The organism is Dactylosporangium maewongense, from assembly GCF_039531485.1.
GTDB classification, from domain to species: Bacteria; Actinomycetota; Actinomycetes; order Mycobacteriales; family Micromonosporaceae; genus Dactylosporangium; species Dactylosporangium maewongense.
The window spans coordinates 93,766-119,785 of sequence record NZ_BAAAQD010000031.1; the positions used below are offsets into that span (position 1 = coordinate 93,766).

Annotated in this window: 15 protein-coding genes; 8 read left to right on the plus strand and 7 right to left on the minus strand. The window is 70.8% G+C overall.

What is annotated here, in order from left to right; genetic code table 11:
• Positions 1-18 precede the first annotated feature (18 nt).
• Positions 19-4,917 (minus strand): LamG-like jellyroll fold domain-containing protein, encoded by a 4,899-nt coding sequence (locus tag ABD332_RS49520; protein ID WP_344512232.1) that lies wholly within the window; start codon positions 4,915-4,917, stop codon positions 19-21.
• 430 nt (positions 4,918-5,347) lie between these two features.
• Here ABD332_RS49520 and ABD332_RS49525 point away from each other — a divergent pair, with 430 nt between their 5' ends.
• Together ABD332_RS49525 and ABD332_RS49530 are read left to right on the plus strand one after the other, a co-directional pair.
• Positions 5,348-12,259 (plus strand): polymorphic toxin-type HINT domain-containing protein, encoded by a 6,912-nt coding sequence (locus ABD332_RS49525; RefSeq protein WP_344512234.1) that lies wholly within the window; start codon positions 5,348-5,350, stop codon positions 12,257-12,259.
• Positions 12,260-12,298: 39 nt separating this feature from the next.
• Positions 12,299-12,529, plus strand: a complete 231-nt coding sequence (locus ABD332_RS49530) for a hypothetical protein (protein ID WP_344512236.1) — start codon at positions 12,299-12,301, stop codon at positions 12,527-12,529.
• Positions 12,530-12,658: 129 nt separating this feature from the next.
• On the opposite strand, the gene ABD332_RS49535 is transcribed toward ABD332_RS49530, so the two are convergent.
• Both ABD332_RS49535 and ABD332_RS49540 read right to left on the minus strand, forming a co-directional pair.
• Positions 12,659-15,469: a GH92 family glycosyl hydrolase gene (locus tag ABD332_RS49535; protein WP_344512238.1), complete on the minus strand. Its 2,811-nt coding sequence runs from the start codon at positions 15,467-15,469 to the stop codon at positions 12,659-12,661.
• 361 nt (positions 15,470-15,830) lie between these two features.
• Entirely contained in the window at positions 15,831-16,136 is a 306-nt protein-coding gene (locus tag ABD332_RS49540) for a hypothetical protein (protein WP_344512240.1), read from the minus strand.
• A 25-nt stretch (positions 16,137-16,161) separates the two neighbouring features.
• Here ABD332_RS49540 and ABD332_RS49545 point away from each other — a divergent pair, with 25 nt between their 5' ends.
• The 3 genes from ABD332_RS49545 to ABD332_RS49555 all read left to right on the plus strand — a co-directional run bounded on the left by ABD332_RS49545 (position 16,162) and on the right by ABD332_RS49555 (position 19,851).
• A complete protein-coding gene (locus ABD332_RS49545) occupies positions 16,162-18,090 on the plus strand; it encodes a fibronectin type III domain-containing protein (RefSeq protein ID WP_344512242.1) in 1,929 nt (642 codons plus the stop codon).
• Positions 18,057-18,920, plus strand: a complete 864-nt coding sequence (locus ABD332_RS49550; RefSeq protein ID WP_344512244.1) for a hypothetical protein — start codon at positions 18,057-18,059, stop codon at positions 18,918-18,920. Before ABD332_RS49545 ends, ABD332_RS49550 begins: the two co-directional genes overlap by 34 nt.
• Positions 18,921-19,023: 103 nt before the next feature.
• The gene (locus tag ABD332_RS49555) at positions 19,024-19,851 is read left to right on the plus strand and encodes a metallophosphoesterase family protein (RefSeq protein WP_344512246.1); all 828 of its coding nucleotides are present in this window, start codon (positions 19,024-19,026) and stop codon (positions 19,849-19,851) included.
• A 20-nt stretch (positions 19,852-19,871) separates the two neighbouring features.
• Here the strand turns inward: ABD332_RS49555 and ABD332_RS49560 are convergent, their stop codons facing one another.
• The 4 genes from ABD332_RS49560 to ABD332_RS49575 form a co-directional block, all read right to left on the minus strand.
• Positions 19,872-20,834, minus strand: coding sequence for an NAD(P)-dependent alcohol dehydrogenase (locus ABD332_RS49560; protein ID WP_344512248.1), 963 nt, complete (start codon positions 20,832-20,834; stop codon positions 19,872-19,874).
• 67 nt (positions 20,835-20,901) lie between these two features.
• Positions 20,902-21,816, minus strand: coding sequence for a TIGR03619 family F420-dependent LLM class oxidoreductase (locus tag ABD332_RS49565; protein ID WP_344512250.1), 915 nt, complete (start codon positions 21,814-21,816; stop codon positions 20,902-20,904).
• A 60-nt stretch (positions 21,817-21,876) separates the two neighbouring features.
• The gene (locus ABD332_RS49570; protein ID WP_344512252.1) at positions 21,877-22,683 is read right to left on the minus strand and encodes a S1 family peptidase; all 807 of its coding nucleotides are present in this window, start codon (positions 22,681-22,683) and stop codon (positions 21,877-21,879) included.
• Positions 22,684-22,730: 47 nt separating this feature from the next.
• Positions 22,731-23,420 carry a DUF2470 domain-containing protein gene (locus tag ABD332_RS49575; protein ID WP_344512253.1) on the minus strand — a complete coding sequence of 230 codons (690 nt, stop codon included), beginning with the start codon at positions 23,418-23,420 and terminating at the stop codon, positions 22,731-22,733.
• Positions 23,421-23,464: 44 nt separating this feature from the next.
• Between ABD332_RS49575 and rpsD the strand changes: the two genes are divergently transcribed.
• The 3 genes from rpsD to ABD332_RS49590 are packed head-to-tail and all read left to right on the plus strand — an operon-like array spanning position 23,465 to position 25,649.
• Positions 23,465-24,073, plus strand: a complete 609-nt coding sequence (gene rpsD, locus ABD332_RS49580) for a 30S ribosomal protein S4 (RefSeq protein WP_344512255.1) — start codon at positions 23,465-23,467, stop codon at positions 24,071-24,073.
• Positions 24,074-24,085: 12 nt separating this feature from the next.
• Positions 24,086-25,234 carry an N-methyl-L-tryptophan oxidase gene (solA, locus tag ABD332_RS49585; protein WP_344512257.1) on the plus strand — a complete coding sequence of 383 codons (1,149 nt, stop codon included), beginning with the start codon at positions 24,086-24,088 and terminating at the stop codon, positions 25,232-25,234.
• On the plus strand, positions 25,221-25,649 hold the full coding sequence (locus tag ABD332_RS49590) for a hypothetical protein (protein WP_344512259.1): 429 nt from the start codon (positions 25,221-25,223) through the stop codon (positions 25,647-25,649). Before solA ends, ABD332_RS49590 begins: the two co-directional genes overlap by 14 nt.
• Positions 25,650-26,020: the final 371 nt, after the last annotated feature.

Below are 26,020 nucleotides of genomic sequence, written 5' to 3' on the forward strand. Positions count from 1 at the left end.
CGGCACCACCGGCGTGTACTACGAACCCTGGCTGAGGACGCCCAGGTTGCCGCTCCAGTCACCCCAGCCGATCTCGCCGGTGTAGTACCAGTACCAGTACTGCAGGGTGCCGCCCTGGCCGTGGTCGAAGATGTAATGCTGGGCGCCGACGTCGGTGTGGACGCTCGGCGCGCTGAAGCCCGACGAGAGCAAGCCACCGCCGAAGGACGTGTACGTGATGGTGCTCGGCGCACCGGAGCGGCCGTTCCAGCGCCACAGGTGGCCGTCGGTGCCCCGGGCGTAGACCCAGATCTCGTTGGTCCACCACCACACCGCGGTCGGTTGTCCGAGCGCGCCGCCGCCCCAGGTCACGTCGCTGATCGGGGTCGAGGGACCGCTGCTGGTGAAGTACCAGCGGTGGATCGGCTTGCCGCCGGTGCCGGTGCCGACACGGGCGAAGACGTTGATCTGGTTGGCGACGACGACGGCGGAGGGGTCCCCGGCGACCGTCTGGGCGCCGGCGAACGCGACGGGTGCCGGTGCGGTGGTCATCGTCCGGGGCTGCTCCCACCACAGGAGGTGGTTGGCGGTGTTGCGGACGAAGACCTCGAAGCGGTTGTCGGTGGTCAGGAACGCTGACGGGGTCGCCTCCGCCGCCGGGGTGCCGTTCCAGGTCTCGGACGCCGGCGCCTGACCGGGCTTCTGGTACCAGTGCCGGAGGGTGCCGTCGGAGGCCGGTGTGAAGACATGCCGTTCGCCGTTGTAGGCGAACCCGCTCACGCCGCCCGTCGCGCCGGCGCCCCAGTCGGTCTTGGTCAGGCCGTTCGCCGGTGACCACCGGAAGTTCCACAGGTGGTTGTCGGTGCCGCGGAAGAACACGTCCAGGTCGGGGCCGACCTGGTAGACCACCGGCTGGCTCGCGGCGCTGCCACCCCAGTCCTCGATCGTGACGCCGACGGTCACCGAGGTCGTGAACCGGATGATGTGGCCGTAGTCGTCGCGCTGGAAGTCGCTGTATCCGTTGGCGATGTTGAGGCTGCGCCCGGCGGTGACGGTGCTGGACGCGGTCGGGCTGCCGGTGACGGTGCCGGTCGTCGCCAGGGTGGCGATCTCGTGCGCCGTCGCGGCGTGGTCGAAGATGTCGACGTCGTCGATGCTGCCGGGGAAGTAGTCCTGGCCGCCGGTGGAGGTGCCGAGCTTCGTCCGGCCGATCTGCAGGGGACCGTAGGCGTTCCAGACGGTGGACCGGGGGGACGAGGTGGCGGCCAGCACGCCGTTGACGTAGAGCCGCATGAGCCCGCTCTCGTCGTAGACGCCGGCGATGTGTGTCCACACCCCCGCCACGGGGTTGACCGCCGCGATGGCGCCCAGGTAGGTCGGGGTGGTGTTGTCGGCCGCCGTGAACAGGAACCGCCACTGGCCGGGGGCGTAGCCGAGGATGAACCCGGGCTGGTTCACACCCTCCTGCGCGACCGCGGTGTAGTAGCCGCCGGTGCTGGCGAGCTTCACCCAGGCCGCGACGCTGAACCCGCGGTCGGTGCGCACGACCGGCTGGGTCGTCGACGCGTACTGGTTCGTGCCGTTGAGCACCAGGCTGCGGTCGCCGGCGCGCACGGTGCGGCCCGTTCCGCGGGCGGCGCCGCCGGACACGGTGGCCGGGTTGTCGCCGTAGTCGTCGGAGACGCCGGTGCCGGTCTCGTCGAAGCGCCAGGCGGCCCGGCGTTCCGGCTTCTCCGACACGGTCCACGTGCGCTGCATGGTCGGCGCCGCGAACCCGGTGGTCGTGGACAGCGCCGTCCAAAGCTGCGTCACCCCGGCGACCTGGCCGCCGGCGAACGCCGCCAGGTCGTCGCGACCGTCGGCGTTGAAGTCGGCCGACTGCAGCTGGTTGACCTTCCGCGAGTCGAACGCGGTGTCGACCGGCCATGCGGCGCCGACGGTGGATCCGGTGGCGGTCGAGGTGACGACGGTGAGGTTGCTCGTGTTCGAGGACGTCTCCGTCAGCACGAGGATGTCGGTGCGTCCGCGGCCGTTGGTCGTGTCGCCGTCGAAGTTCCCCGCCACGAAGCGGCTGCGGTTGTAGGCGACCGAAATGAGCTGCGAAGGCGGGGTCTGCGGGCCGGTGGAGCTCGACAGATACTTCTGCAGGCTCGTGATGCCGCTGCCTGCCTCCTTCACCAGCGCGAGGTCGGTGTAACCATCGGCGTCGAAGTCGCCGGTGAGCATGTCGTACTGGCCCCACACCCAACCGCTCGCCTGGGTGTACCACTGGGTCGGGACGTACTGGCCGGTCGCCGGGTCCCTGTTGAAGCGGAAGGCGGTCCAGCCGCCGGAGCCGTTGTCGCGCAGGACGGCGATGTCGGTGTCCCCGTCGCCGTCGAAGTCGCCGGACTGGGCCTTGATGCCGGCCAGGTTCCACAGCGGATCGCCGGCAGGGCTCGTCCACAGCACGCCGTCGACCACGTCGAACCGGTTGCCCTTGGACTGCAGCAGGTACAGCCGCAGCCGGCCGTCCGGGTCCTGCCGGAACAGCGCATGGTCGCTCAGGCCGTCACCGGTGAAGTCCCCGCTGACGAACCGCATGGTGACGAACGACGAGCCGTCGCGGCCGGTGTCCCACCCGACGGTCTGGGTGGACAGCTGGATGTTGCCGTCCGGGGCCGCGCCGTCGGAGGTGAGCGTCCACGCGCGGAGCCGGTCGCCGCCCGCGTCGATGATCGCGGAGATGTCGCCCTTGCCGTCGCCGTTGACGTCGCCGCGCTTGGCGGCCGGCACCGCACCGGTGTCGTTGGCGACCAGGTAGTACGGCCCGGCGGTGGTCTGGCTGACGTTGCCGGCCCGGTCCTCGGCCTGCACGTAAAGCTCGGACTCGGGGAAGCCGGTCTCCGGGTTCGTCCAGAGCGTGATGGGCACCGTCGCGTTGCCGTCCTCCTGCGCCGGCACCCAGCCGGTCAGCTTGTCCGCGGCGAAGCCGTAGCGGTACCCGGCGATGTCGGTGTCACCGGCGGCGTGGCGGAAGGCGATGCTGCCGGACTCGCCGGTGTTGCGGACCGGGACCCCGTTCGGGAAGTCCTCGGGTCCGGCCGGGTCGGTCACCGGTCGCACGGCCGGGTCGATGACCGGGACATCGGGGCCCTGGTTGTCGACGATGAAGAAGCACCGGTTGCTCCACGCGCTGACGCCGGTGCCGTCGTTGGTCCGGGCCCGGTAGGAGTACAGCGTGTTCGCCGCGAGCGTGCCGGCCGGCACCTGCGGCCAGGCGGCCGACGACCCGTTGGCGACGCCGGACGTCTTGGCGGCGAAGACGACGGTCTCGGTGGCGCCCTGCAGCACGTTGAGCTCGCCGTGCAGCGTGTTGGCGTCGGTGTCGTTGAGCAGCGCGGTGAACGTCGGGGTCAGCATCCCGGCGGGCATCCGGGTGGGCCGCTGCTCGGAGCCGCAGCCCGACGGCGGGACGGTGTCGAGCTCCGACGGCACGTTCGGGGTGCTGTTGTACTCGACCGTCAGCGCCGCGCTGAACGGCATGAACTGCTTCCACTGGTACCGGTCGCCCTCGTCGGCGGCGCGCAGGCCGAAGGTCATCTGCGCGCCGTAGGCGCCGTTGGCGGCGTTCTGCACGACGGAGTTGATCGCCGGGTACTGGTCGCTCGACCAGTACATGTTCATGTCCGGCTGGTTGCCGCCGGCGCAGCCGTTGCCCTGGTTGGCGTGGCCGGACTGGGCGCCGAGGTGCCAGTTCCAGGTGCCGCTGCCGGAGGAGTTGTTCCACGTGACGGCGTTGGAGCTGTACACGTTCGCGGTGGAGTACAGGTAGACGAGCGTGTCATTGCAGCTGCCGGAGTGGTCCAGCGTGATGGAGAACGTCGATCGGGTGATCTGCTTGCCGCTCAGCGTCGGGGTGCCGAAGAGGAAGAACGACCGCCACGGCGTCTTCGTCGAGGCCCAGTACGAGTAGCCGACCTTCGCCCGGTCGCGGTCCTCCGACCAGTAGGACTTGCTGCCGTTGGCCTGGTTGATGTGGGTCCAGTTGCCGTTGGTGACCACGATCGCGGACGGGTCGACGAACACCGGGAAGTTGAGGTCCGACCGGGCGAGCATCGCGCGGTCGGGGACGATCGTGATGTCGTGGCCGGTGACGCGTGAGCCCGCCGTCGCCGTGTGGGCCGGCTGCGCCTGCAGCCGCTGCTCCTCGGTTGCGTCGGCGGGCAGCAGCGGGGTGTCCCACATGGACGGTGCGTCGCCGGCGAAGACCTGGTTGCCCTCGCGGTCCTTCAGGACGAACCCGCCGTCCGCACGACCGGTGAGCTTCAGCTCCTTCGTCTTCACGCCGAACGTGAGGCTGCGCAACGCCGCGCTGTCGGCGGCTGCGCGGTCCTTCACGACGAAGAGCTTGCTGAAGCCGGTCCGCTGCGCGGTGACCCGCAGGTCGACGCCGGGCAGCACGTCGGGGTAGACGGCCGAGTCGCCGTCGAGCCGGGGCGCGGGCAGCGCCTTTGGCCAGGTCAGGGTGAACTCGCGGCCGTGGTCCCGCACGCGGACGACGTCGCCGTTGCCGCCGCCGGAGAACGTCACGTCGACCGGGCCGGCCTTCGAGTGCACGCCGCCGCCGGGGGCGCGCTGCAGGGTCAGGTCGACCGGCACCCACGTCGTGCCCTGCTTGACCCGCACCGGCACGGTGTACTGCCGCATCGTGTACGTGCCGGACGGGTTCGCGAAGTACTCGGTCGTCTCGGTGCGCCGCTCGAGGATCTCGACGGGCCGGCTGGTGCGCTTGGCCTCGGTGAACCGTTGCGCGGTCGGCACGTCGGCCGCCGTCGCCCCCGGCTGCTGCTGGGCCTGCCGCCCGGCGACCGGCGGCTGCGACGCCGACGGCTCCGGCCGGTCGAACTGCGGCCAGTTGATCACTGCCGCGGCGGCCAGAACCGCCGCGATGGACAAGACCGGCCATCGCCGGCCACGGCTGTGCCGCGTCCCCTGTGTCGCCATATGAGTGCCCTCCCCGTGGGTGCCTGTCGCCGCGCCCGCAACGCCGTGTGGGTCGCCCGTTGGGCGACCCACACGACATCCGCTGTTCATGACGTCGACACCGGCCGGGTGCATATGCGCTGGCTGGAGGGCCGGCTGCACTGCTCCGCGGTGTCGTCGTGCCGGAGCCTAGAACGATATGCATAAAAATTTCAATGTCTTGCGGATCTCCACATGCACATGCATGATCGAGCGGCGACCCCTCTCCGTGAGGTATCGCTCTACGGCTCGTAACGGGGAGGATGCCGTGGCCTGGTCTGTGGTTTCTGTTGTGCGGCCCGAAGTTCCGCCGGCTCGTCAGCGCGGTCGCCGACGTCGCTGGGCTGTCTCGACGCTCATCGGGGTGCTCAGCGTCACACTCGCCGGCGGTGCCGTGTCGGTCCTGCCGGCGCACGCCGCGCCGGTCGACCCCTTCGCGGCCCAGCCGAACCAGGTCGAGCGGATCGTCCCGGAGGACAAGAGCCGCAGGAACGTCGTCAAGCCGATCGCCGACGCCGAGCAGGACATCGCCCTCAAGGCGAGCCCGCCGGTGGTGTGGCCGAAGGCCGAGACCTCGACGGTCGACCTGGCCGCGCGGCGTCTCGCGGCGGAGCCGGCGCGGACCAACGCCGACGTCGTTAGCCCGGCCAAGGCGGGGCCGACGCGGGCGGGCGGCAGCCCGGTCTTCGTCGGCGACGCCCGCGGCGACGTGCGGGAGGACCTGCGCAAGGTGCCGCTGGCGGGCCCGCAGGCAGTGCAGGTGGAGGTGTACGACCGGGCCCGCACCGCGAAGTCCGGTGTGGACGGTCTGCTGCTGCGGGTGTCCCGGCCGGACCGGGCGATGAGCACCGACAAGATCGCGGTCGAGATCGACTACAGCGGCTTCCGTGCTGCGTACGGCGGCGCCTGGAACTCCCGGCTGCGCCTCGTCGAGCTCCCGGACTGCGCTGCGACCACCCCCGAGTTGAGCGCCTGCCGGACCGGCCGGAAGCTGGCCGCCACCAACGACACCGGGGCGGCGCGCATCGGCGGTGACGTGACCCTCGCCGGCGGCGCGACCAAGCTGCTCGCCGTCCAGGCAGGCGTCCAGGGCAGCGCCGGCAACTTCGGTGCCACGTCGCTGACGACCTCGTCGTCGTGGGGTGCGGGCGGCGCCACCGGCGAGTTCACCTGGTCCTACCCGCTGCGGGTGCCGCCGGCCAACGGCGGGCCGAGCCCGAGCATCAGCCTGTCCTACGCCTCCAGCGGCGTCGACGGTCGTACGAACGCCGCCAACAACCAGACGTCGTGGATCGGCATGGGCTTCGAGTTCTCGCCCGGGCAGATCGAGCGCCGCTACAAGCCGTGCGCCAGCGACATGGAGGGCGCGGCGAACAACAAGACCCGCCCGACCGGCGACATGTGCTGGTTCTCCGACAACGCGACGATCTCGCTCAACGGCCACTCCTCCGAGCTCGTCCGGGTCGGCACCACGAACTTCTGGAAACTGAAGGACGACGACGGCTCGATCGTCGAGCAGCTGTTCGACGCCGGGCGCGGCAACGACGACGACAACGGCGAGTACTGGAAGTTCACGTCGCCGGACGGCACGCAGTACTACCTCGGCTACAACCGGCTGCCCGGCTGGAGCGGCGGCGAGACGACGCAGTCGACGTTCACGCTGCCGGTGTACGGCAACCACCCCGGTGAGGCCTGCTACCAGTCGTCGTTCCAGAACTCCGCCTGTCGGCAGGGGTACAAGTGGAACGTCGACTACGTCGTGGACGTCAACGGCAACACCATGTCGTACTTCTACGACCCGGAGACCAACAAGTACGCCCGCTACGGCGAGGCGAACAGCCCGGACTGGTACACCCGCGGCGGCAACCTCAAGCGCATCGAGTACGGCCAGCGCAGCAACGCCGTCACCAGCACGCCGGCCCTGGCCCGGGTGCTGTTCGAGACCGGTGACCGGTGCCTGCCGAACACGAACTGCAACGACGCGTGGAACTGGCCGGACACGCCGATGGACCTCAACTGCTCGGCGGCGCCGTGCACCCAGACGTTCTCCCCGGCCTTCTTCACCAAGCGCCGGCTCAAGCAGGTCGACACCGAGGTCCTGAACAACAACGGCGTCGGCTATCGGCCGGTCGACCGCTGGACGCTGCGCCATTCCTACGTCAGCGGCGACGCCGCGACCGGCTACGCGTTGTGGCTCGACGGGATCACCCAGACCGGCCGCGGCGCCGCACCCGAGATCGTCATGCCCGAGGTCACCTTCGACGGCACGTTCATGCCGAACCGGGTCGACGACCTCGCCAACAACATCGCACCACTCAACTGGCGCCGCATCATCGGCATCACCAACGAGAACGGCGGCACCCTCGCGGTCCGCTACGCGCCGACGAACTGCTCCCGCACCAACCTCCCGGCGTCACCGGCCACCAACACCCAGCGCTGCATGCCGGTGAAGGGCAGCGACGACGCGTACCCCAACCGGATCGACTACTTCCACAAGTACATCGTTGACAGGGTCACGCAGTCGGTCTCCGGCTACACGGTGCCCGCGGTGACCCAGGTCGTCACCGACTACGACTACGTCGGCGACGCCGCCTGGCGCTTCGACGAGCTCGACGGCATCACCCCCGAGGAGGACAAGACCTGGTCGCAGTGGCGCGGCTACGGCACCGTCGTCACCTACACCGGCGACGGCGTCGACGGCACCCGCGGCAAGACCGAGTCCCGGTTCTACCGCGGCATGCACGGCGACCGCACCGCCACGGCCGGCGTCTTCAAGACGGTCAACGTGACCGACTCCAGAGGCGGGTCGGTCCCCGACGAGGACCGCTTCACCGGCATGACCCGGGAGACGACCCAGTTCCTCGACGCCACGACCAGGCTCAGCACCTCCATCGCCGACTTCTGGGTCTCCGCGGCGACCGCGTCGCAGACCCGGCCGTGGGGCGTCATCAACGCCACCAAGGTCGCCACCACGGCCACCAGTTCGTTCACCTATCTCAGCCCGACGAACGTCCGCGAGACGCGGGTCGTCAACACCCTCGCCGCGGACGGCACGATCACCGCCGTGCACAACATGGGCGTCGTCGGCGACGTCAACGACGACGAGTGCACGAAGTACACGTTCGCGTCGAGCAGCGTCGCGTACCTGCCGAACCGGCCGGTCCGCGCCCAGAAGCTCAGCGCCGCATGCTCGGTGGCCGACCCGCCGAAGGCGGATGTGCTGTCCGACAGTCGCACCTACTACGACGGGTCCGACACGCTCGGCTACGTCGGCGCCCGCGGTCTCGTGACCCGCGTCGACGAGTTCAACGGCTTCACCGGCGCCAACGCGAGCAGCGTGACCTACCAGACGAAGTCGAAGACGGTCTACGACGCCGGCGGCAACATGACCGACTCGTACGACGTCAAACAGAACTGGACGCACACGGACTACACCCGTTCCGGCAACGGCCCGATCACCCGTATCACGACGACGGACCCGATCGGCCACGTCACCTACCTCGACTCGGACCCCGCGTGGGGCGCCCCGGTCGTCAACGGCGACTCGAGCAACGCCACCGCGCAGGGTGACGTCAAGACCGAGGTCGAGCTCGACGCGCTCGGCCGGGTGCTCAAGGTCTGGGGGCCGACCCGCATCCGCGGCGTGGACACCCCGAACACCACCTACCAGTACCTCATCCAGCGGAACGCCCCGCCGGTCGTCATGTCCACGACGCTGCAGTCACCGTCACAGGTCACCGGCTCCCCGGCCGGGACCCTGGCCCCGCAGTACACCTCGAAGTACGAGATCTACGACGGCCTGTTGCGGCTGCGGCAGACCCAGATCGCCAGCGCCAACGGCGGGCGCTCGGTCAACACGATCGACTACGACAGCCAGAACCGCATCGTGAAGCGCTCCGGGCCGATCAACAACGACGCGCCCTCCGGCTTCAGCTACCTGCCGCTGGCAGACGCGTCGCTGCCGAACCAGATCCAGACCACCTACGACGGCGCCAGCCGCGTCACCGCCGAGATCCTGTTCGGGCACAACTCGTCTGGCCTGTTCGAGAAGTGGCGCACGACGACCACGTACAACGGCGACCAGATCAGCACGACGCCGCCGGCCGGCGCGGGCGCCGCCACGGTCACCTACGACCCGCAGGGCCGGGTGTCGAAGCTCTGGCAGTACAAGACCGGCGTGCCGACCCCGTCGGACCCGACCAGCTACGACGAGACCAAGTACAGCTACGCCAAGGACGGCCAGCAGAGCGTCGTCCAGGACTCCGCCGGCAACACGTGGGAGTACTTCTACGACGACCTGCACCGCACGAAGGAGACCCGGGAGCCGGACCGCGGCACGTCGAAGATCGAGTACAACCAGTACGGCGAGGTCGTCAAGACCATCGACGCACGGAACTACGCCCTCGGCATCACCTATGACACGGTCGGCCGCCCGCTCGAGCTCAAGGACGTGACGAGCACGCCGGAGAAGCGCCTCGCCACCTGGACGTACGACACCCTCAAGAAGGGCCTGCTGACGTCGTCGTCGCGCTGGGTCGGCGCCGACGAGTACCGGAACTCCGTCGTCGAGTACGACCACGCGATGCGGCCGGTCAAGACGTCGGTCGGCATCCCCATGATCGAGGGCGGTCTCGCCGGCACCTATACGTACGAGCACACCTTCAACTTCGACGGCTCGCCGAAGACGACGAAGCTCCCGGCGGCCGGCAGCCTCGCCGCGGAGACGCTGACCTACGGGTACAACACCTGGGGTCTGCCGATCTCCCTGGCCGGCGCCTCCTCCTACGTCCAGGCGAGCGCCTACAACTCCTTCGCCGAACCGCTCAGCGTGACCGTCGGCGCCACCGGCGCCGGCAACCGCTCGATGCTGTTGCAGTTCACCTACGAGGAGGCGACCCGCCGGCTGCTCACGTCGTCGGCCCGGCCGAACGGTGGGGCGTCCGCCTACAACGCGAAGTACACCTACGACGCGGTCGGCAACGTCACGTCGGTGTCGGACCAGCCGGCCCTCACCGGCCAGCCGCAGGACCACCAGTGCTTCCAGTACGACTACCTGCGGCGGATGACCGAGGCGTGGACACCCGCCACGCTGGACTGCACCACCGCGAATCGCACCACCGCCAACCTGGGCGGTCCGGCGCCGTACTGGAGCAGCTACACCTTCGACAAGACCGGCAACCGCACGACCGAGCAGAAGCACGAGCTGCCCGGCGAGCCGACGAAGCACTACGTCTACGGCACCGGGCACAAGCTCGGCAGCACCACCGTCGGCGGCAGCACCCTCACCTCGTACCAGTACGACGCCTCCGGCAACACCACCCAGCGGGTGGTCGGCGGCAGCACGCAGACCCTCAAGTGGAACTCCGAGGGCAAGCTCGCCACGGTCACCGAGGGCACGAAGATCACCGAGTACCTCAACGACGCCGCGGGCAGTCGCCTCATCCGCCGCGACGACACGGGCACCACGCTCTACCTGCCCGGCCAGGAGATCCACAAGAGCACCAGCGGCGTCAACACCGCGACCCGCTACTACAGCCACGGCGGCATGACCGTCGCCGTGCGCACCGACGACAACAAGCTCACCTACCTGGCATCGGACCCGCACGGCACCGCCACCCTGGCGATGGACGCGTCGACCGGCACCTTCCAGAAGCGGCGCGCCACCCCGTTCGGCGAGGACCGCGGCGCGGCCGTCGTCGGCTGGCCCGGCGACAAGGGCTTCATCGGTGGCACGAAGGACCAGTCGACCGGCCTGACCCACCTCGGCGCCCGCGAGTACGACCCGACCCTGGGCCGCTTCATCTCCGTCGACCCGCTCACGATCCCGCAGGACCCGCAGCGGCTCAACGGCTACGCCTACGGCAACAACGCCCCGATCGTGAACGCCGACCCGACCGGCGAGGCGTTCCCGGGCGACCCGACCCACCAGACCGCCGACGAGATGAAGCTGTACCCCCCGGCCGAAGGCACCGGTCTCACGCCGAAGGAACTGGCCGAGCGCGCCGAGGCCGAGGCCACCAAGAAGAAGTCACTGATGGACATCATCCTCGAACAGGGGCTGGCGTTCCTCCTCGACTTCCTCGGCATCACCGACATCGTCGACTGCATCAGATCCGGCAAGGTCAGCTCGTGCGTGAACGCGCTGATCGGCCTCTTCCCGTCCGGCCGCGTCCTGAAGTCACTCAAGTCGATCGTCAAGGGCGTGGAACGGGCGTTCTCCGCCTACCAGTCGTGGCAAAAGGCGATGAAGATCGCCAACGACGTCATCAAACGCACCGACGACCTCATCGCCGCGGCGAGGAAGAAGGCCGACGAACTCGCCGCCAACATCGGCGCCGGCGCCAAGAAGGCCGACAACGCCGCGGGTGGCGTGGCCGACGAGGCGAGTAATGCGGCCGGCGGTGCGGCGAATGCCGGCAATTCGGGCGGCCGCAGATGCCGGAAGCACAGCTTTGATGCGGACACACCGGTCCGCATGGCCGATGGTTCCACTGAACCCATCGGCGACGTTCAAGCAGGTGACGAGGTACTCGCCACCGACCCGGAGACCGGTGACACGACTGCGCGGGTGGTGACGCGCAAGCATGTCAACCTGGACAGCGACTTGGTCGACGTCATCATCGCCGTCGACGACGGCATCGAGACCATGAGCACCACGCAGCGGCATCCGTTCTGGTCCGAGACGCGCGGAACGTGGGTGGACGCAGCGGATCTGTTGCCGGGCGAGCGCGTCCACACGCTTGACGGCAAGGTGGCGGTCGTCCTCGGCATCACGCTTCTTAACGCCACGCGGATCATGCACGACCTCACCGTCGCCGATGTCCACACGTACTATGTGGTTGCTGGTGAAGCGTCGGTACTCGTTCACAACTGTGGTTCGGGTCAGGCACCAAACGGAATTTCCTGCTCCTGCACTGCCGAGCAGGACACCTATGACGGGCCGCCGCTGACGGTCGACGAGGCAAGGGCAGCTGCCGAATCTTATGGAATCGGCACGCAGAGCATGGACTTGCGATACATTCCCAGGGATGACCCGTATTGGGAGCCAAACAGGTACGCCTGGACCCATTTCAATTTTGCAGACAGGGTGATTCGGACACCGGGTGGGAGGTCGACCACTGACCTCACGGATATGGCGCTGCGCTCGCCGCGTACAGCCGCATTGACCATCGGTCACGAGCTGGCCCATGCCGTTTTTGAGGCCCCGGCCGACCATGCAGGGGCCGAGCAGTGGGCGCTGGATATCATGAGACATTCCATGCGGCGGCGTCGCTAGTGCGGTGTGCCTAAAATCGGAGAAGGGTGGCGTCCGCGCATGGACAATGGTGGCGAATGGTTCCTGCTCGCCCGTGGTGACGTACTCACCGACGTCAAGAATGAGGCTGCACTGCGCCTGCTCAATGATTTCGGAGTTCAAATTTCGGACATTGCGGACGATGAATTCAGGGTCGACCCCATGCAGAATGCGGATCGCCGGAGTGACAGTTACCGTATCTTCATCAAGCGAGCCACGCTCGAGGCGCACCAACGCAGGACGCCTACGTAGCTGAACGGGACTTTCCTGTCCGGCATTGGGACAAACGTGGAGCGGGCGAGGCGAGTGCGTGGCTCTTCGTCCCGCAGCGGCGACGGGCGGCCGGCCCCGCGCGGTTGCGCGAGGCCGGCCGGTGAGCTGTCAGTACACCTCGAACTCGTAGATGCGGGTCGCGCCGCCGGAGCCCTGCTCGGCGGCGATGATGTTGAGCTTCACGTAGCGGGCGGTCGCGGTGAACGTGTGCGACGAGACGCTCGCCGTGTTGCCGCGGACCTGGGAGACCGTGGTCCACGTGGTCCCGTCCGAGGACACCTGCACGTCGAAGTCGCGGGTGTTCCAGGTGGCGCTCTCGCCGCCGGCGCCGGCGTGGCGGACCGTCACCGAGGTGAGCGCCTTGGCGCTGCCGAGGTCGACCTGGAGGTACTTCGTCGCCGCGGTCGAGCAGAACTTGTCGCTGGTGCCGCCCGAGACGCTGCCGTTGACGGCCTTGGCGGGGCCCTCGTTGGTGTTGCAGGCGGCGGAGCCGGTGGCGGGCCGGTTCAGCGCCAGGTTCGTGGCCGGCGGCGTGACCGTGGTGTCGAACGACGGTGGGGCATCGGCAAGAGCGCTGCCCCATGACGGGTTGGCGGTGGTGCCGACCGTGAACGCCAGTGTCCCGCCGTTGGCGACGAAGGACTCCGGCAGCCACGCCCGGGTGGAGGCGGTGCCGTTGACGGTGAGGCTCTGCACGTACGTGGCGGCGCCGGGCGCGGTGATGGTGATCGTCTTGCCGTTGCCGCGCTTGACGGTGATGCCCGGGAAGAGCGGCGCGGACAGGAGCAGCTCGGCGCGGCCGGGGGTCAGCGGGTGCATGCCCATGGCGGACCACACGTACCAGGCGGACATCGCGCCGAGGTCGTCCTGGCCGGGGATGCCGGACGGGGTCGGCGCCCACAGGGCGTTGAGCACCTGGCGGATCGTCTGCTGCGCCTTGTCCGCGCGGCCGGCGAAGTTGTAGAGCCACGGCACCCCGATCGACGGCTCGTTGTCCATCTCGGACTTGGTGCCGCCGGCGCCGGTCAGGGCCCAGCTGCCGTCGCTGTTGTGGAAGAAGCTGTCCAGCCGGCTGACGGCGGTGGCGTTGCCGCCCATCTTGTCGAAGAGGCCGCGGACGTTGTGCGGGATCATCCAGGTGTACTGCGCGGCGCTGCCCTCGGCGAAGCCGTTGGAGCTGCCTGGACTGAAGGACGGCCAGGTGCCGTTCTCGTTACGGTCCTGGATGTAGCCGCCGTTGCCGGGGTTGTAGACGTTCTTCCAGTACTGCGAGCGGGCCAGGAACTGCGAGGCGGTGGTGGTGCTGCCGAGCCGCTGGGCGAGCTGCGACACGCCGAAGTCGGCGACCGAGTCCTCAAGGGTCTCGCCGGCGCCGCCCCAGGCGTTGCCGTTGGCGGGGATGTAGTTGATGGACAGCCACTTGTCCAGCGAGGGGCGCTCGCCGACGACCATGACGTTCCAGCCGTCCCGGCTGAGGTCCGCCGCGGTGACGGTGGTCGCCGCGTGCACCATCGAGTTGAGCGCGCCGGTCGCGTCGAAGCCGGTGCCGCCGAACGCGTAGATGCTCGGCACGGCCGCGTGCGCCGGGTCGCCGGTCATCACGTGGGTGCCGCCCTGGTTGTGTGTCCACCGGTCCCAGACGCCGCCGTTCTGGGTGGCCTGGTTGAGCAGCGACTGGGCGATGTCGGCGCCGACGTCGGGACGCAGCAGCGTGATCAGCTGCACCTGCCCGCGGTAGACGTCCCAGCCGGAGAAGTTCGCGTACTGCGCGTGGCCGCTCGCCGCCGAGTGCACCTGCTGGTCCATGCCGACGTACTGGCCGTTGGTGTCGCTGAAGACGTTCGGGTGCAGCAGCGCGTGGTAGAGCGCGGTGTAGAACGTCTGCAGCTGGGCGGTGGTGCCACCGGTGACGTCGATGCGGCCGAGCTCGGTGTTCCACGCGTCGGTGGCCCGCTGGCGCACCGTGTCGAAGGTGGTGCCGGCCGGGTTCTCGGCGGCGAGGTTCGCCTGCGCGTTGGCCTGGCTCACGTACGAGATGCCGACCCGCACGCCGACGGCCGTGCCCTGGCTGAGGTCGAACGTGACGTAGCCACCGGAGCCCCGGCCGGCGACCGGCCAGCCGTCGGTGCCGTAGGTCGTGCCGCCGGAGGCGCTGGTCGTGCCGGCCCGCAGCGTGCCGTCCTGCCAGGTGCCGACGCTCGCGAACGGCTTGTCGAAGACCGCCGTGAAGTGCAGCGTGTAGTAGCTGCGCCGGCCGACGGCGTTGATGTAGCCGCAGAAGTTGCCGCTGGTCACCGAGCCGCTGATGGTGCGGTTGGCGGCGTCGATGTTCACCGTCGCGGCGCTGCTGCCGACCTCGGAGTTCGACGTGCGGATGAGCATCGAGGCGGTGCTGCCGGTGGGGTACGTGAAGCGCCCCGACCCGGTGCGGGTGGTCGCGGTCAGCTCGGTGTTGACGCCGGAGCTGAGCCCCACCCGGTAGTAGCCGGCGGTGGCGGTCTCGTCGGCGTGGGAGAAGTTGCTCGCGTACTTGGCGTCGGTCGTGTCCGCCGTCGGCGACGAGTTCACGGCGCCGACGTAGGGCATGAAGGGGATGTCACCGGACCCGCCCGCGCAGCCGGTGCCGGACATGTGGGTCAGGCTGAACCCGCGGACGCGGGTGGCGTTGTACCCGTAGCCGCCGGGCCGCACGGTCCGGGTCTGGTTGCCGGCGGTGTTCTCCGGGCTCCACTGCACCATCCCGTAGGGCGTGTCGGCGCCCGGGAACGTCTCGCCGCCGTTGGTGCCGACGAGCGTGTTGACATAACTCGCCGGGTTGGTGACCGCGAGTGCCGGCGGGGTCGCCACCAGGGGAGCCGCCGCGGCCCCCACCAGCGTCGCGACCGCGGCGAGCACCCGCCCGCCTCTGTTCAACCTCATAGTGCCTCCATCCATCCAAGGATGTGAAACCTATGAGCATCAGTAGGTGCTGGTCAACGGCGCTGTCATCGTTGGCACATTCTTTTCACGAGGGCACCGTCTTCACCCCGAAAGCGGGCGGCGCGACCCGGGTGGCGAAAGATCAGACGTCACGAATTCGCAAGGCACACCAACGATTTGTGGGCGATTCTCGAAATGGATCTTCGAGGAGGTGCACATTGCCTGCTTGTGAGGGTCGCGAGGTGTCGCGACTGGTGATGTTGGGCGTGAGCGTCGCCGCGGGCGTCGGCCTGGCCGTTCTCGCGTTCGCGTATCGGGCCGGCGCCGCCGAGGCGCCCCAGCCCACCGGAGAAGCCTTACCTCAGCGACCGGCGGCCGCCGCCGGCGGTGCTCCCGGCGGTGCTCCCGCGGGGCCCGCCGGGTCGTCGCCGGCGCCCGCGAAGAGGATCCCGCGCAAGACCCCCGTCCGGGCGCAGGAGGCCCAGCGGCCCTCGCCGTCGGGCCGGTCCGCGCCCGCCACCAGCGCCGTGCCCGCGGCGCGGACCGCCCCCGCCAGGGCGGCCGCCTCCCACCCGGTCGCGACCACGACCCCGCCGACGCCGGCAGGCGTGCCACCCTCGTCGATCCCCGTCAGGCCGAGCGGCTCGCGCGCGCCACCCGCCCCCACGGCGTCCGTCTCTGCGAAGGACTCAGTGAAGGCGTCCGCCAAACCGTCCGCCGGCGACGGCATCGCCGGCATCCAGGCGGCCCCCTCGGCCCCGACCGGCGTGGGTGCGGTCGGCGGCGTGAACACCATCGTCGTCAGCTGGCTCGGATCGGGCGGCGCGACCGGCTACACCGCGACCGCGACCAGCGGCGCCCTCACCAGGACCTGCACCTCCGCGCTGCTCGGCTGCACCGTGCCGACCGTCCCCGCCGGCACGTGGTCGGTGACCGTCACCGCCACCGGGCTCGGCGGCACCTCCGTCGCGTCGAGCCCGGTCGCCGCCAACGTCACCGATCCGCTGAACCCGCCCAGCCAGCCGGTCGGCATCAACGTGACCGCCGGCGCGCGGCAGGCGACCGTGTCGTGGACCGCGCCCGCCAACCCGGGCGCCGGGATCGCCGGCTACACCGTGACCGCCTACCCCGGCGGCGCGACCTGTACCACCACCGGCCTCAGCTGCACCGTCACCGGCCTGACCGCGGGCGGCGGCTACACGTTCAACGTCGTCGCGACCGCGATCAACGGCGCCGGCACCTCGCCGGCGAGCGTCCTGTCGGCGCTGACAGTGCTCGGCCCGCCCGGCCCGCCGACCGGCGTGGGTGTCGTGGCGCTGCCCAACTCCGCGCAGGTCAGCTGGCTCGGCCCGATCCTGTCCGGCGGGCCCGTGGACCGGCGGGCGACCGTGAGCTGGGTGCCGGCCACGACCGGCGCGGCAGCCGCGTGGTTCACCGTCACCGCCGTGCCCGGGGGGCTCACCTGCACCACGACCGGCACCGCGTGCGTGATCACCGGGCTCGCCAACGGCCGCGCCCACGTCTTCACCGTCGTCGCGTACGCCGCCCCGGGCAGCGGACCGGCCGACTCGCCGCCGAGCATGCCCAGCACGGCCGTCTACCCGGGTGTGGCGCCGGGCGCGCCGCTCGCGGTGACGGCCGTGGCCCGCGACAGCGGGCTCATGGTGTCGTGGCGGCCGCCCGCCGACGCCGGCTCCGGCATCAGCCACTACTCCGCGACCTCCACGAGCAACGGCCGCTGCGCCACCCTCGACGGCACCGCCGACCGGTGCACCATGTTCGTGCCGAGCGGCGCCGACTACCAGGTCTCCGTCGTCGCCCACGGCGAGTACGGCGGCGAGTCCCCGCCCGTGCCGGCCGCCGTCCGGACCACGCCGACGTTTCCGGAGATCCCGGCGCGGGCGACGGACCTGATCGCGTCGGGCTCGCTGAACACCAGCCGCGGCGGCGCCCGCGACGTGATGGAGCCGGGCGACCCGATCACGCTGGACGGCGGCGGGTTCGCGCCCAACTCGTCGGTGCGGTTCGCCGCCTACACCTCGGGCGGCGCCGCCGACGACGTGCGGGTGGACCTGCTCGGCACCCCCACCGCCACGACGGACGGGACGGCGGTCGTGGCGGTGGGGGTGCCGGCGACAGTGACCGCGGGGATGCGGCTGGCGTTCCTGGCCCGCGGGGTCGCTCCCGACGGGACGGTGCGGAGCCTCCTGCTGTGGGCGGACCTGCCGGGCTCGGCGCCGGACATCGGGCCGCTGCCGGGTCCGGAGCCCGAACCGGTGACCGCCCCCGTGACCGGCGGCCCCGGCACCGGCCCGGCGGCCGCGCCCCCGGTGCGCCGGGCCCGGACCGGCGGGCTCGCCACCACCGGACCACCGGTCGGCTCGCTCCTGGTCACCGGCCTCCTGCTGCTCTTCGCCGGCGTGGCGCTACGGCGCGTCGCGAGATACGACAAAGATCCCGCGTTTCAGCGATCCGTAGTTGGCCAACTACGTAGGGTGAAGGGCAATCGAGCGAGACCAACGGGGGTTTCTACGAGATGTCTCAGACACGACAGCGCCCGAAAGGCGGCCGGCTCCGGATTCCGGTCGTGGTCGGAGCGGCGGGGTTCCTCGTCGCGCTGACCGGCGGGATCGTACAGACGGCGGGCGCGCACGAAGCGACGGGCGACGGCATGGCAAGGGTCGCGGAGACCATGCCGCCGTGGACCGACCCAAGCATCGCGCAGCCGCCGGACCCATCCATGACCACCGACCCGAACGGGGGCCCGTTCACGGTCCCGGATCCGTGTGCCACGAGCCCGGGCGCCGGCACGTTCGGCACCCCGACGCCCGGCGGCACCGTCGACCCGGGCCTGCCACCGGTCTACCCGGGGACGACGCCCGGCGGCCTGGGCGCGACGCCCGACCCGAACCTGCCCGGCGGACCCAGCACGGCGCCGTCCGACACCGGCGCGCCGATCATCATCCCGCCCGGGATGGACGGGTCGACGCCGATCGCGACGCCGGGCGACACCACGGTGCCGCTGCCCGGCGACACCGGGATGCCGACGCCCGGCGACGGCACGGTGCCGACCGGTGGTGCCGCCGGCACGGTGCCGCTGCCCGCCGACACCACGTCGGTGCAGCCCGGCACCAACCCGTGGCCGCTGCCCGGCGACACCTCGACGGGGCTGCCGGGGATCAACTCGACCCCGCTGCCCGGTGACACCAGCGCGACGCCGTCGCCGGGGGACACCACCGGCGCGACCCCGGTGCCCGGCTCGACGCCGTCGTGCGCCAGCGTCCCGGTGCCCATCCCGACGGACACCGTGGTGCCCGTGCCGACCGACACCGTGGTGCCCGTGCCGACCGACACCGTGGTGCCCGTCCCGACCGACACCGTGGTGCCTGTGCCGACCGATGTGGTGCCCGTCCCGACGGACACCGTGGTGCCGATCCCGACCGTGGGCTGACCGGTCGTCGACCACCCGCGGGGCCCGCACCGGTGCGGGCCCCGCGTCGTGTCCCGCACGCACGAGATCGTCACCGGGCGATGCCAGCGGCTAAGGTCCAATCGTGACCGGACGACTGCTGGCGATCAGTGATCTGCATGTGTCGTATCAGGAGAACAGGGAGATCGTCGAGCAGCTGAAGCCGACGGACGACGGCGACTGGCTGATCGTGGCCGGCGACGTGGGGGAGAAGGTCGCCGATGTCCGGTGGGTGCTCCGGACGCTGCGGGAGCGCTTCGCCAACGTGATCTGGGTGCCGGGCAACCACGAGCTGTGGACGACCCGCGACGACCCGGACCAGTCGCGCGGCGAGGAGCGCTTCCAGCGGCTGGTGGCGATGGCCCGCAACCTCGGGGTCGTCACGCCCGAGGACCCGTATCCGGTGTGGGACGGCGAGGGCGGGCCGGTGATCGTGGCGCCGCTGTTCGTGCTCTACGACTACTCGTGGTGGCCCGCGGGCACGTCGAGCACCGAGGAGGCCATGGCGACCGCGCAGGCCGCGGGCATCGTCGGCACCGACGAGGTGCTGCTGCACTTCGACCCGTACAGCGGCCGCGACGCCTGGTGCCGCGCCAGGGTCGAGCAGACCGAGCCGCGCCTGGAGGCCGCCGCCGCCGAGCTGCCGACCGTGCTGGTCAACCACTTCCCGCTCGTGCGGCACCCCACGGACGTGCTGCGCTACCCGGAGTTCGCGCTGTGGTGCGGCACCGACCTCACCGCGGAGTGGCCGACCCGGTTCAGGGCGCGGGAGGTCGTGTACGGCCATCTCCACATCCCCCGCACCACCTGGCAGGACGGGGTGCGGCACCAGGAGGTCTCGGTCGGCTACCCGAGGGAGTGGAGCCGCCGCGCGACGCCGCCGGGGCGCCTCGTCCCCGTCCTGGAGCGCTGACCTTCACGGAACGCTGCCCCTCAGGGCACGACGATCAGCTTCCCGCGGGCGTGGCCGGCGGCGACCTCGGCGAGGGCGTCGGCCGCGGCCGCCAGGGGGTAAGTGGCGCCGACGGGTGGCACGAGCGCGCCCGCCTCGACGAGCCCGGCGAGCGTGACCAGGTCGTCGCGGCTGTCCCGGGCGATGAACGTCGCCATGCGCTGCCGGACGACGAGGCCGGTGAGCCGGGCGGCGACGATCCGGTCCAGGCCGGCGAGCCGCCCGCGGCCGCTGTTGGGGATCAGCACGCCCGCCGGTGCGAGGACCCGCCGGACCCGCGACAGCGGCCGGGCCGCGACGTTGTCGAGGATGACGTCGTAGCGGTCGTCGCCGGCCGTGAAGTCCTCGCGCGTGTGGTCGATGACGCGGCCGGCCCCCAGCGACCGGACGCGGTCCACGCTCGCGGTGCCGCAGACCCCGGTGACCTCGGCGCCGAAGTGCCTGGCGAGCTGGACGGCGAACCCGCCGATCCCACCGCCCGCGCCGACGACCAGGACCCGCTGCCCGGGCCGCACCCGGGCGACGTCGCGGAGCGCCTGCAGTGCCGTCGTGCCCGCGAGGGGTACCGCGGCCGCCGCCTCGAACGACATCGCCGCCGGCTTCGCGGCCACGTCGTCCTCGGCAGCGACGGCCAGCTCGGCGAAGGCGCCCACGCACCGGCCGAAGACGGCGTCGCCGGGGCGGAAGCGGGTCACCTCCGCCCCGGCCGCCTCGACCACCCCCGCGACGTCACCGCCGGGGATGGTGCGCCGCGGCCGGCGCAGCCCGGCGCCGAGCCGCACCAGCCACGGCCTGCCGGTGCTGAGGAACACGTCGGCCGGGTTGACCGACGCGGCCGCGACCCGCACGAGCACCTGCCGCGGGCCCGGCTCCGGCGGGTCGGCCTCCCGCAGCCGCAGGACGTCCCGCGGGAGCCCGTACGCGTCCTGGACCAACGCCTTCACGACGCCACCTCTCATCCTTGCTCGACACCTGTAAGAGAATTCTTACACGCGACAGCAAGGACTGGCATCAGGCGGAGCTGTCGACCGCCTTCCGGAGCCGGTCGAGGAGGCGGAGCTCAAGGTCGATGTCCGTCTGCCGGATGCTGGCGACGAGGATCTCGTCGACGCCGCTGCCCTCGAGGCGGGCGACGTCCTCGGCGACCTGCTCGGGTGAGCCGCCGAGGAACGGCCTGCCTTCACCGATCGGGTCGTCGGTCAGCGGCACGTTGGCGCGGGCGACGACGGTGAGCGCGGCGGCGTCCCGGCCGGCCTCGGTGGCGAGCCGGCGGAACGTGGCGACCGTCTCGGTCAGCTGCTCCGGCGAGAACGCGATCGGGTTGAAGCCGTCGGCGATCCGGGCGGCCCGCGCGATCCCGGCCGGGGTGGTGGAGCCGAACAGGACCGGGATCGGCTGCTGCACCGGCTTCGGGTTCACCTCCGAGGCCTCGATCTTGTAGAAGCGGCCCTGGTACTCCGCCGGGTCGGGCCCCCAGCAGGCCCGCATCGCCGCGACGACCTCGTCCATCCCGGCGCCCATGCGCTTCATCGGTACATTGGCCGCCTCGAACTCCTGAGGCATCCAGCCCTGACCGAGGCCGGCGATCACCCGCCCGCCGCTGAGCTGGTCGAGCGTGGCGAAGCGGCGGGCGAGGACGATCGGCGGGTGCAGCAGCGCGTCGATCACGCTGGTGCCGAGCTTGACGGTCTCGGTCATCCCGGCGACGTAGCTCAGCGTCTCCAGGGGCTCGTAGGTCAGCCGGTAGGTCTCGGGGATGCGCGCCGGCGGTGCGCCGAACATCGAGATCTCCGCCATCGGCCGCAGCAGCCGCTCGTAGGTCCACACCGAGTCGTACCCGAGGCGTTCGGCCTCCTTCGCGACCCGCGCGATGTTCGCGGGCCCCGCGAGGGCGCCGGAGGTTGGTAACTGGACGCCGAGCCGCATCCGCTTCCCCTATTCGTAGATCGAAATCCTTCCGCTCAAACGTGGCACGGGGTCGGGACTTTAGTAAGGGGCAACGCCGTATGTCGTCGCCGCGCGCCGGGCCGAGGAGTAGTAGCTCGTGCCGCCCGTCGCGCAGTTGCCGCTGCCGCCCCAGTTCATGCCGATGCCCACGGATCCGGCGAAGAGGGGGCCACCGCTCTCGCCGGGTTCGCTGCACACCGTGGTGCGGATCATGTTGTACAGCGTGCCGCCGGCGTAGTTGATGGTCACGTTCAGCGAGGTGATCGTGCCGGTGCGGACCCCGTTCGGTCCGGTGCGGCGCACGGCCTGGCCCACCGTGCCGGAGCCGAACGAGGTGATCGGCTGCAGGCCGCCCGCGAACAGGTTCACCGCGCTGGGCTTGGCGATGGTGGTGTTGGTGTACCGCACGAGCGCGTAGTCGTAGCTCGGGTCCCGGGCCGCGACGACGCCGAGGACCGTGCCGGTCCCGGTGCCGGCGTAGACGGTCGCGCCGACCGCCGGGACGCAGTGCGCCGACGCCAGGAAGTAGTACGTCGCGCCGGCCTTGGCGTTGAAGCCGAGCAGGCAACGACCGCTCGTCGTGTTGAACCAGTCGCCGCCGGCGATGTGCGGCCGCAGCGTGCCCGGCTCACGCAGGACCGTGCCGCCCTTGAGCGTGACGGCCCTGGTCAGCGCGGCCGCGACGGACGGGCGGACCGAGTCGTCGATGCTGACCGTGAGCGTCGCGTCGGTCCACCACGCCGTGCCCGGGGTGCTGGTCCAGCTGGTGACGGGCGCGGCCGATGCTTCCGGGGACGGAAGCAGGATCGCCGCGGCCGCCAGGGTGCTGAGCAGGATTCGGCGCATGGGTTTGGGCCTCCATCCAGAGATGTAAATCTCTAGATGGTAGTGCCTCAGTGTCCGGAGTGGTTGCGCTGGCAGCAGCGGGCCCGGGCGAGCAGCTCGTGCATGCGCGGCGCGGCCTCCTCGGCGGTGCGCAGCGGCGCGCTGAACGGCAGCTGCACGTCGCGGTGGCGGGCGGCGAACTCCAGCCGGAGCACCACGCCGAAGCGGTCCATCCGGATGGGCACGATGCGGCGCACGCCGTGCAGGTGGTGCGGCGGGATCAGCCGCGACAGGTGCTCGATCGCCTCCGGGTGCGCGCCGGTCAGGTGGCACAGCAGGTCCGCCTCATCCGTCGCGAGGGGGTCGGGGCGTGCGGCGGCGAACTCGCCGGCGTCGACCCGGACCTCGCCGAGGAGCGGATCGGCGAGGGTCGCCTCGGCGAGCTCCAGCACGGCCCGCAGGTCTCCGTCGTGCTGGAGCCACCCTTGATAGACGGCCCTGGACCGCACCCTTCCCTTGACGGGCGTCGGTGCCACGTCGGTGATCTCGATCACCGCGGCGACGTCACGCTCGGCCTCGACGAGCAGGGCGACGTGGCTGCTGGCGGGCAGCTCCACGATCACCCGGCCGGTCTCGTCGACGTGATGGCGGCCGATGAGGTCGCAGCGGTGACCGGGGACGTGCAGCGTCAGGGATGACGCGGCGGCCAGCAGCGTGCGGAGCCGTTCCGCGGCGGTGGGGAGCTTGATCCCGGGCAAGGAGACCTCCTAAGGTTAGGCTTACCTTAGTAGAGAGGTTGCAAATGAACCAGTCTCGGCCGAAGGTCCGTCTGTCCCGGGCGCTCGGTATGCCGCTGACCCCCAAGTGCGTCAAGTACTTCGAGCGTCGCCCGTTCCCGCCCGGCCAGCACGGGCGCAGCCGCCCGAAGCACAGCGACTACAAGGTCCGGCTGCTGGAGAAGCAGCGGCTGAAGGCGCAGTACAACCTGCGGGAGAGCCAGCTGCGGCACGCCTTCGAACGGGCGGCCGGCCGGCCCGGCAAGACCGGCGAGGAGCTGATCGTCGACCTGGAGACCCGCCTCGACGCGCTGGTCCTGCGGGCCGGCTTCGCCCGCACGATCTACCAGGCCCGTCAGGTCGTCACCCACCAGCACCTCACCGTGAACGGCCGCCGGGTCGACCGCCCGTCCGCGCGGCTGCGCCCCGGTGACGTCATCCAGGTGGCCGAGCGGAGCCGGCAGAAGACGCCGTTCGTGGTGGCCGCCGCGGGCGCGCACGTGGGCGAGCGGACGGCGCCGTACCTCAGTGTCGACATCTCCGGGCTGACCGCGACGCTGATCCGCCTGCCGCTGCGCCGGGAGGTGCCCGTCCTGTGTGACGAGCAGCTCATCGTGGAGTTCTACAGCCGGTAGTCTCGACGACCAGTGGAGACCTATGACGTCATCGTGATCGGGCTCGGCGGGATGGGCAGCGCCGCGGCGCACCATCTCGCCGCCCGCGGCCGGCGCGTCCTCGGCCTGGAGCGCTTCGGGCCCGCCCACGACCAGGGCGCCAGCCACGGCGGGTCCCGGATCACCCGGCAGACCTACTTCGAGGACCCGGCCTACGTGCCGCTGCTGCTGCGCTCGTACGAGCTGTGGGCAGCGCTCGAGCGGGACTCCGGGCGGGACCTGATGGACCTGTGCGGCGGCATCATGATCGGCTCGCCCGACAGCCTCACGGTCGCCGGCAGCCGGCGCAGCTCGGAGCAGTGGGGGCTGCCGCACGAGATGCTCGACGCGGCCGAGATCCGCCGGCGGTTCCCCAACCTGCGACCTCAGCCGCACGAGGTCGGCCTGTACGAGCGGAAGGCGGGACTCGTCCGCCCCGAGGAGACGGTCCGCGCCAACCTCGACCGGGCCTCGGCGCTGGGCGCATCGCTGCGCTTCGAGGAGCCGGTCACCGAGTGGACGTCATCGTCCTCCGCGGTGCAGGTGCGGACGGCTCGCGGCACCTACTCGGCCGGAGCCCTGGTGATCTGTCCGGGGCCGTGGGCGCCCTCGCTGCTCGCGGATCTGGGCATCCCGTTCTCCGTGGAGCGGCAGGTGCAGTTCTTCTTCCAGCCCGTCGGCGGGGTCTCGGCGTACCTGCCGGACCGCCAGCCGATCTTCATCTGGGAGGGGCCGCCGGAAACGCAGGTCTACGGCTTCCCGGCGCTGGACGGCCCCTCCGGCGGGGTGAAGGTCGCGTTCTTCCGCGGCGGCGAGGTGACCACGCCCGAGACGATCGACCGGTCGATCCGCCCCGACGAGATCGCAGCCGTCGCCGCGCACCTCGCCGACCGGGTGCCCGGTGTCGCCGGCACCTACCTGCGCGGCAAGACCTGCATGTACACCAACACCCTGGACACGCACTTCGTCATCGGGCGGCATCCCGGGCACGCGAACGTGACCGTCGCGTGCGGCTTCTCAGGCCACGGGTTCAAGTTCGTCCCCGTGGTGGGCGAGATCCTGGCGGACCTGGCGCTCACCGGCGCGACCCGGCATCCACTCGGCCTCTTCGACCCCCGGCGCTTCTCCGATGCTCACCCCTGAGGAGCTCCGGGACGAGACGTGCGTCGCATGTCCGGGGCAGCGCCTGCCGCTGGGTGCCTTCGACGTCGCCGCGCGGCCGTCGCCCACCGTCCCGTTCTCGGCTTCCCTCGGCTATCGGGTGACGGCCGACACAGGGGTGCCGACGTGCGTGCATCCGTTCCGGGTCGGCGTCATGCCCGGCCTGTACGCGTCCGCGGGCGAGCCCCTGACCTCCCCGGTTGCTCCGGTCCCGCCACCTGAGCTGGAACTTCCCTCGGACGGGACGCTGCTGGAGGCGTGGCTGCTCGCGGTGGTCCGTTCGGCGCCCGCCGCCGCGCTCGGTGAGACCGTCGCGAGGGCCGAGGCGCTCGCCGCAACCCGGTTCTCACCTGCGGAAATCGTGCCTGCGATGCGCAGGGTCCTGGGTGGATGTTGACAGGGCTGGCGGGGGAGAGTAAGTTTGCACAGCCAGCACGAGCCGGGCGGATGTGTCGCAACGCGATCATCGGCCGGTGTGCGAGGCCATCCGCAATTTCACTCACCTTTCGGTGTGCGTCAGCGCGGGTGTGATCGGGCGATGCTAGCGAATCCCCTGGGAATCGCGATTTGGCGAAATCGACCGAGACGCTCTACAGTTACGAAGGCCCCGAGAGAGCGCCTCAACAAAGAGGCGGTTTCAAGGTGTGTGTTGGTTGTTTGAGAACTCAACAGGGTGCTTGTTAAGCCAGTGCCAATTGATTGACCCCGTGACATGGCTTTGTTGTCGTGTCCGAGGATTCCTTTGGTGACAAACGATTGTTTGTTGCC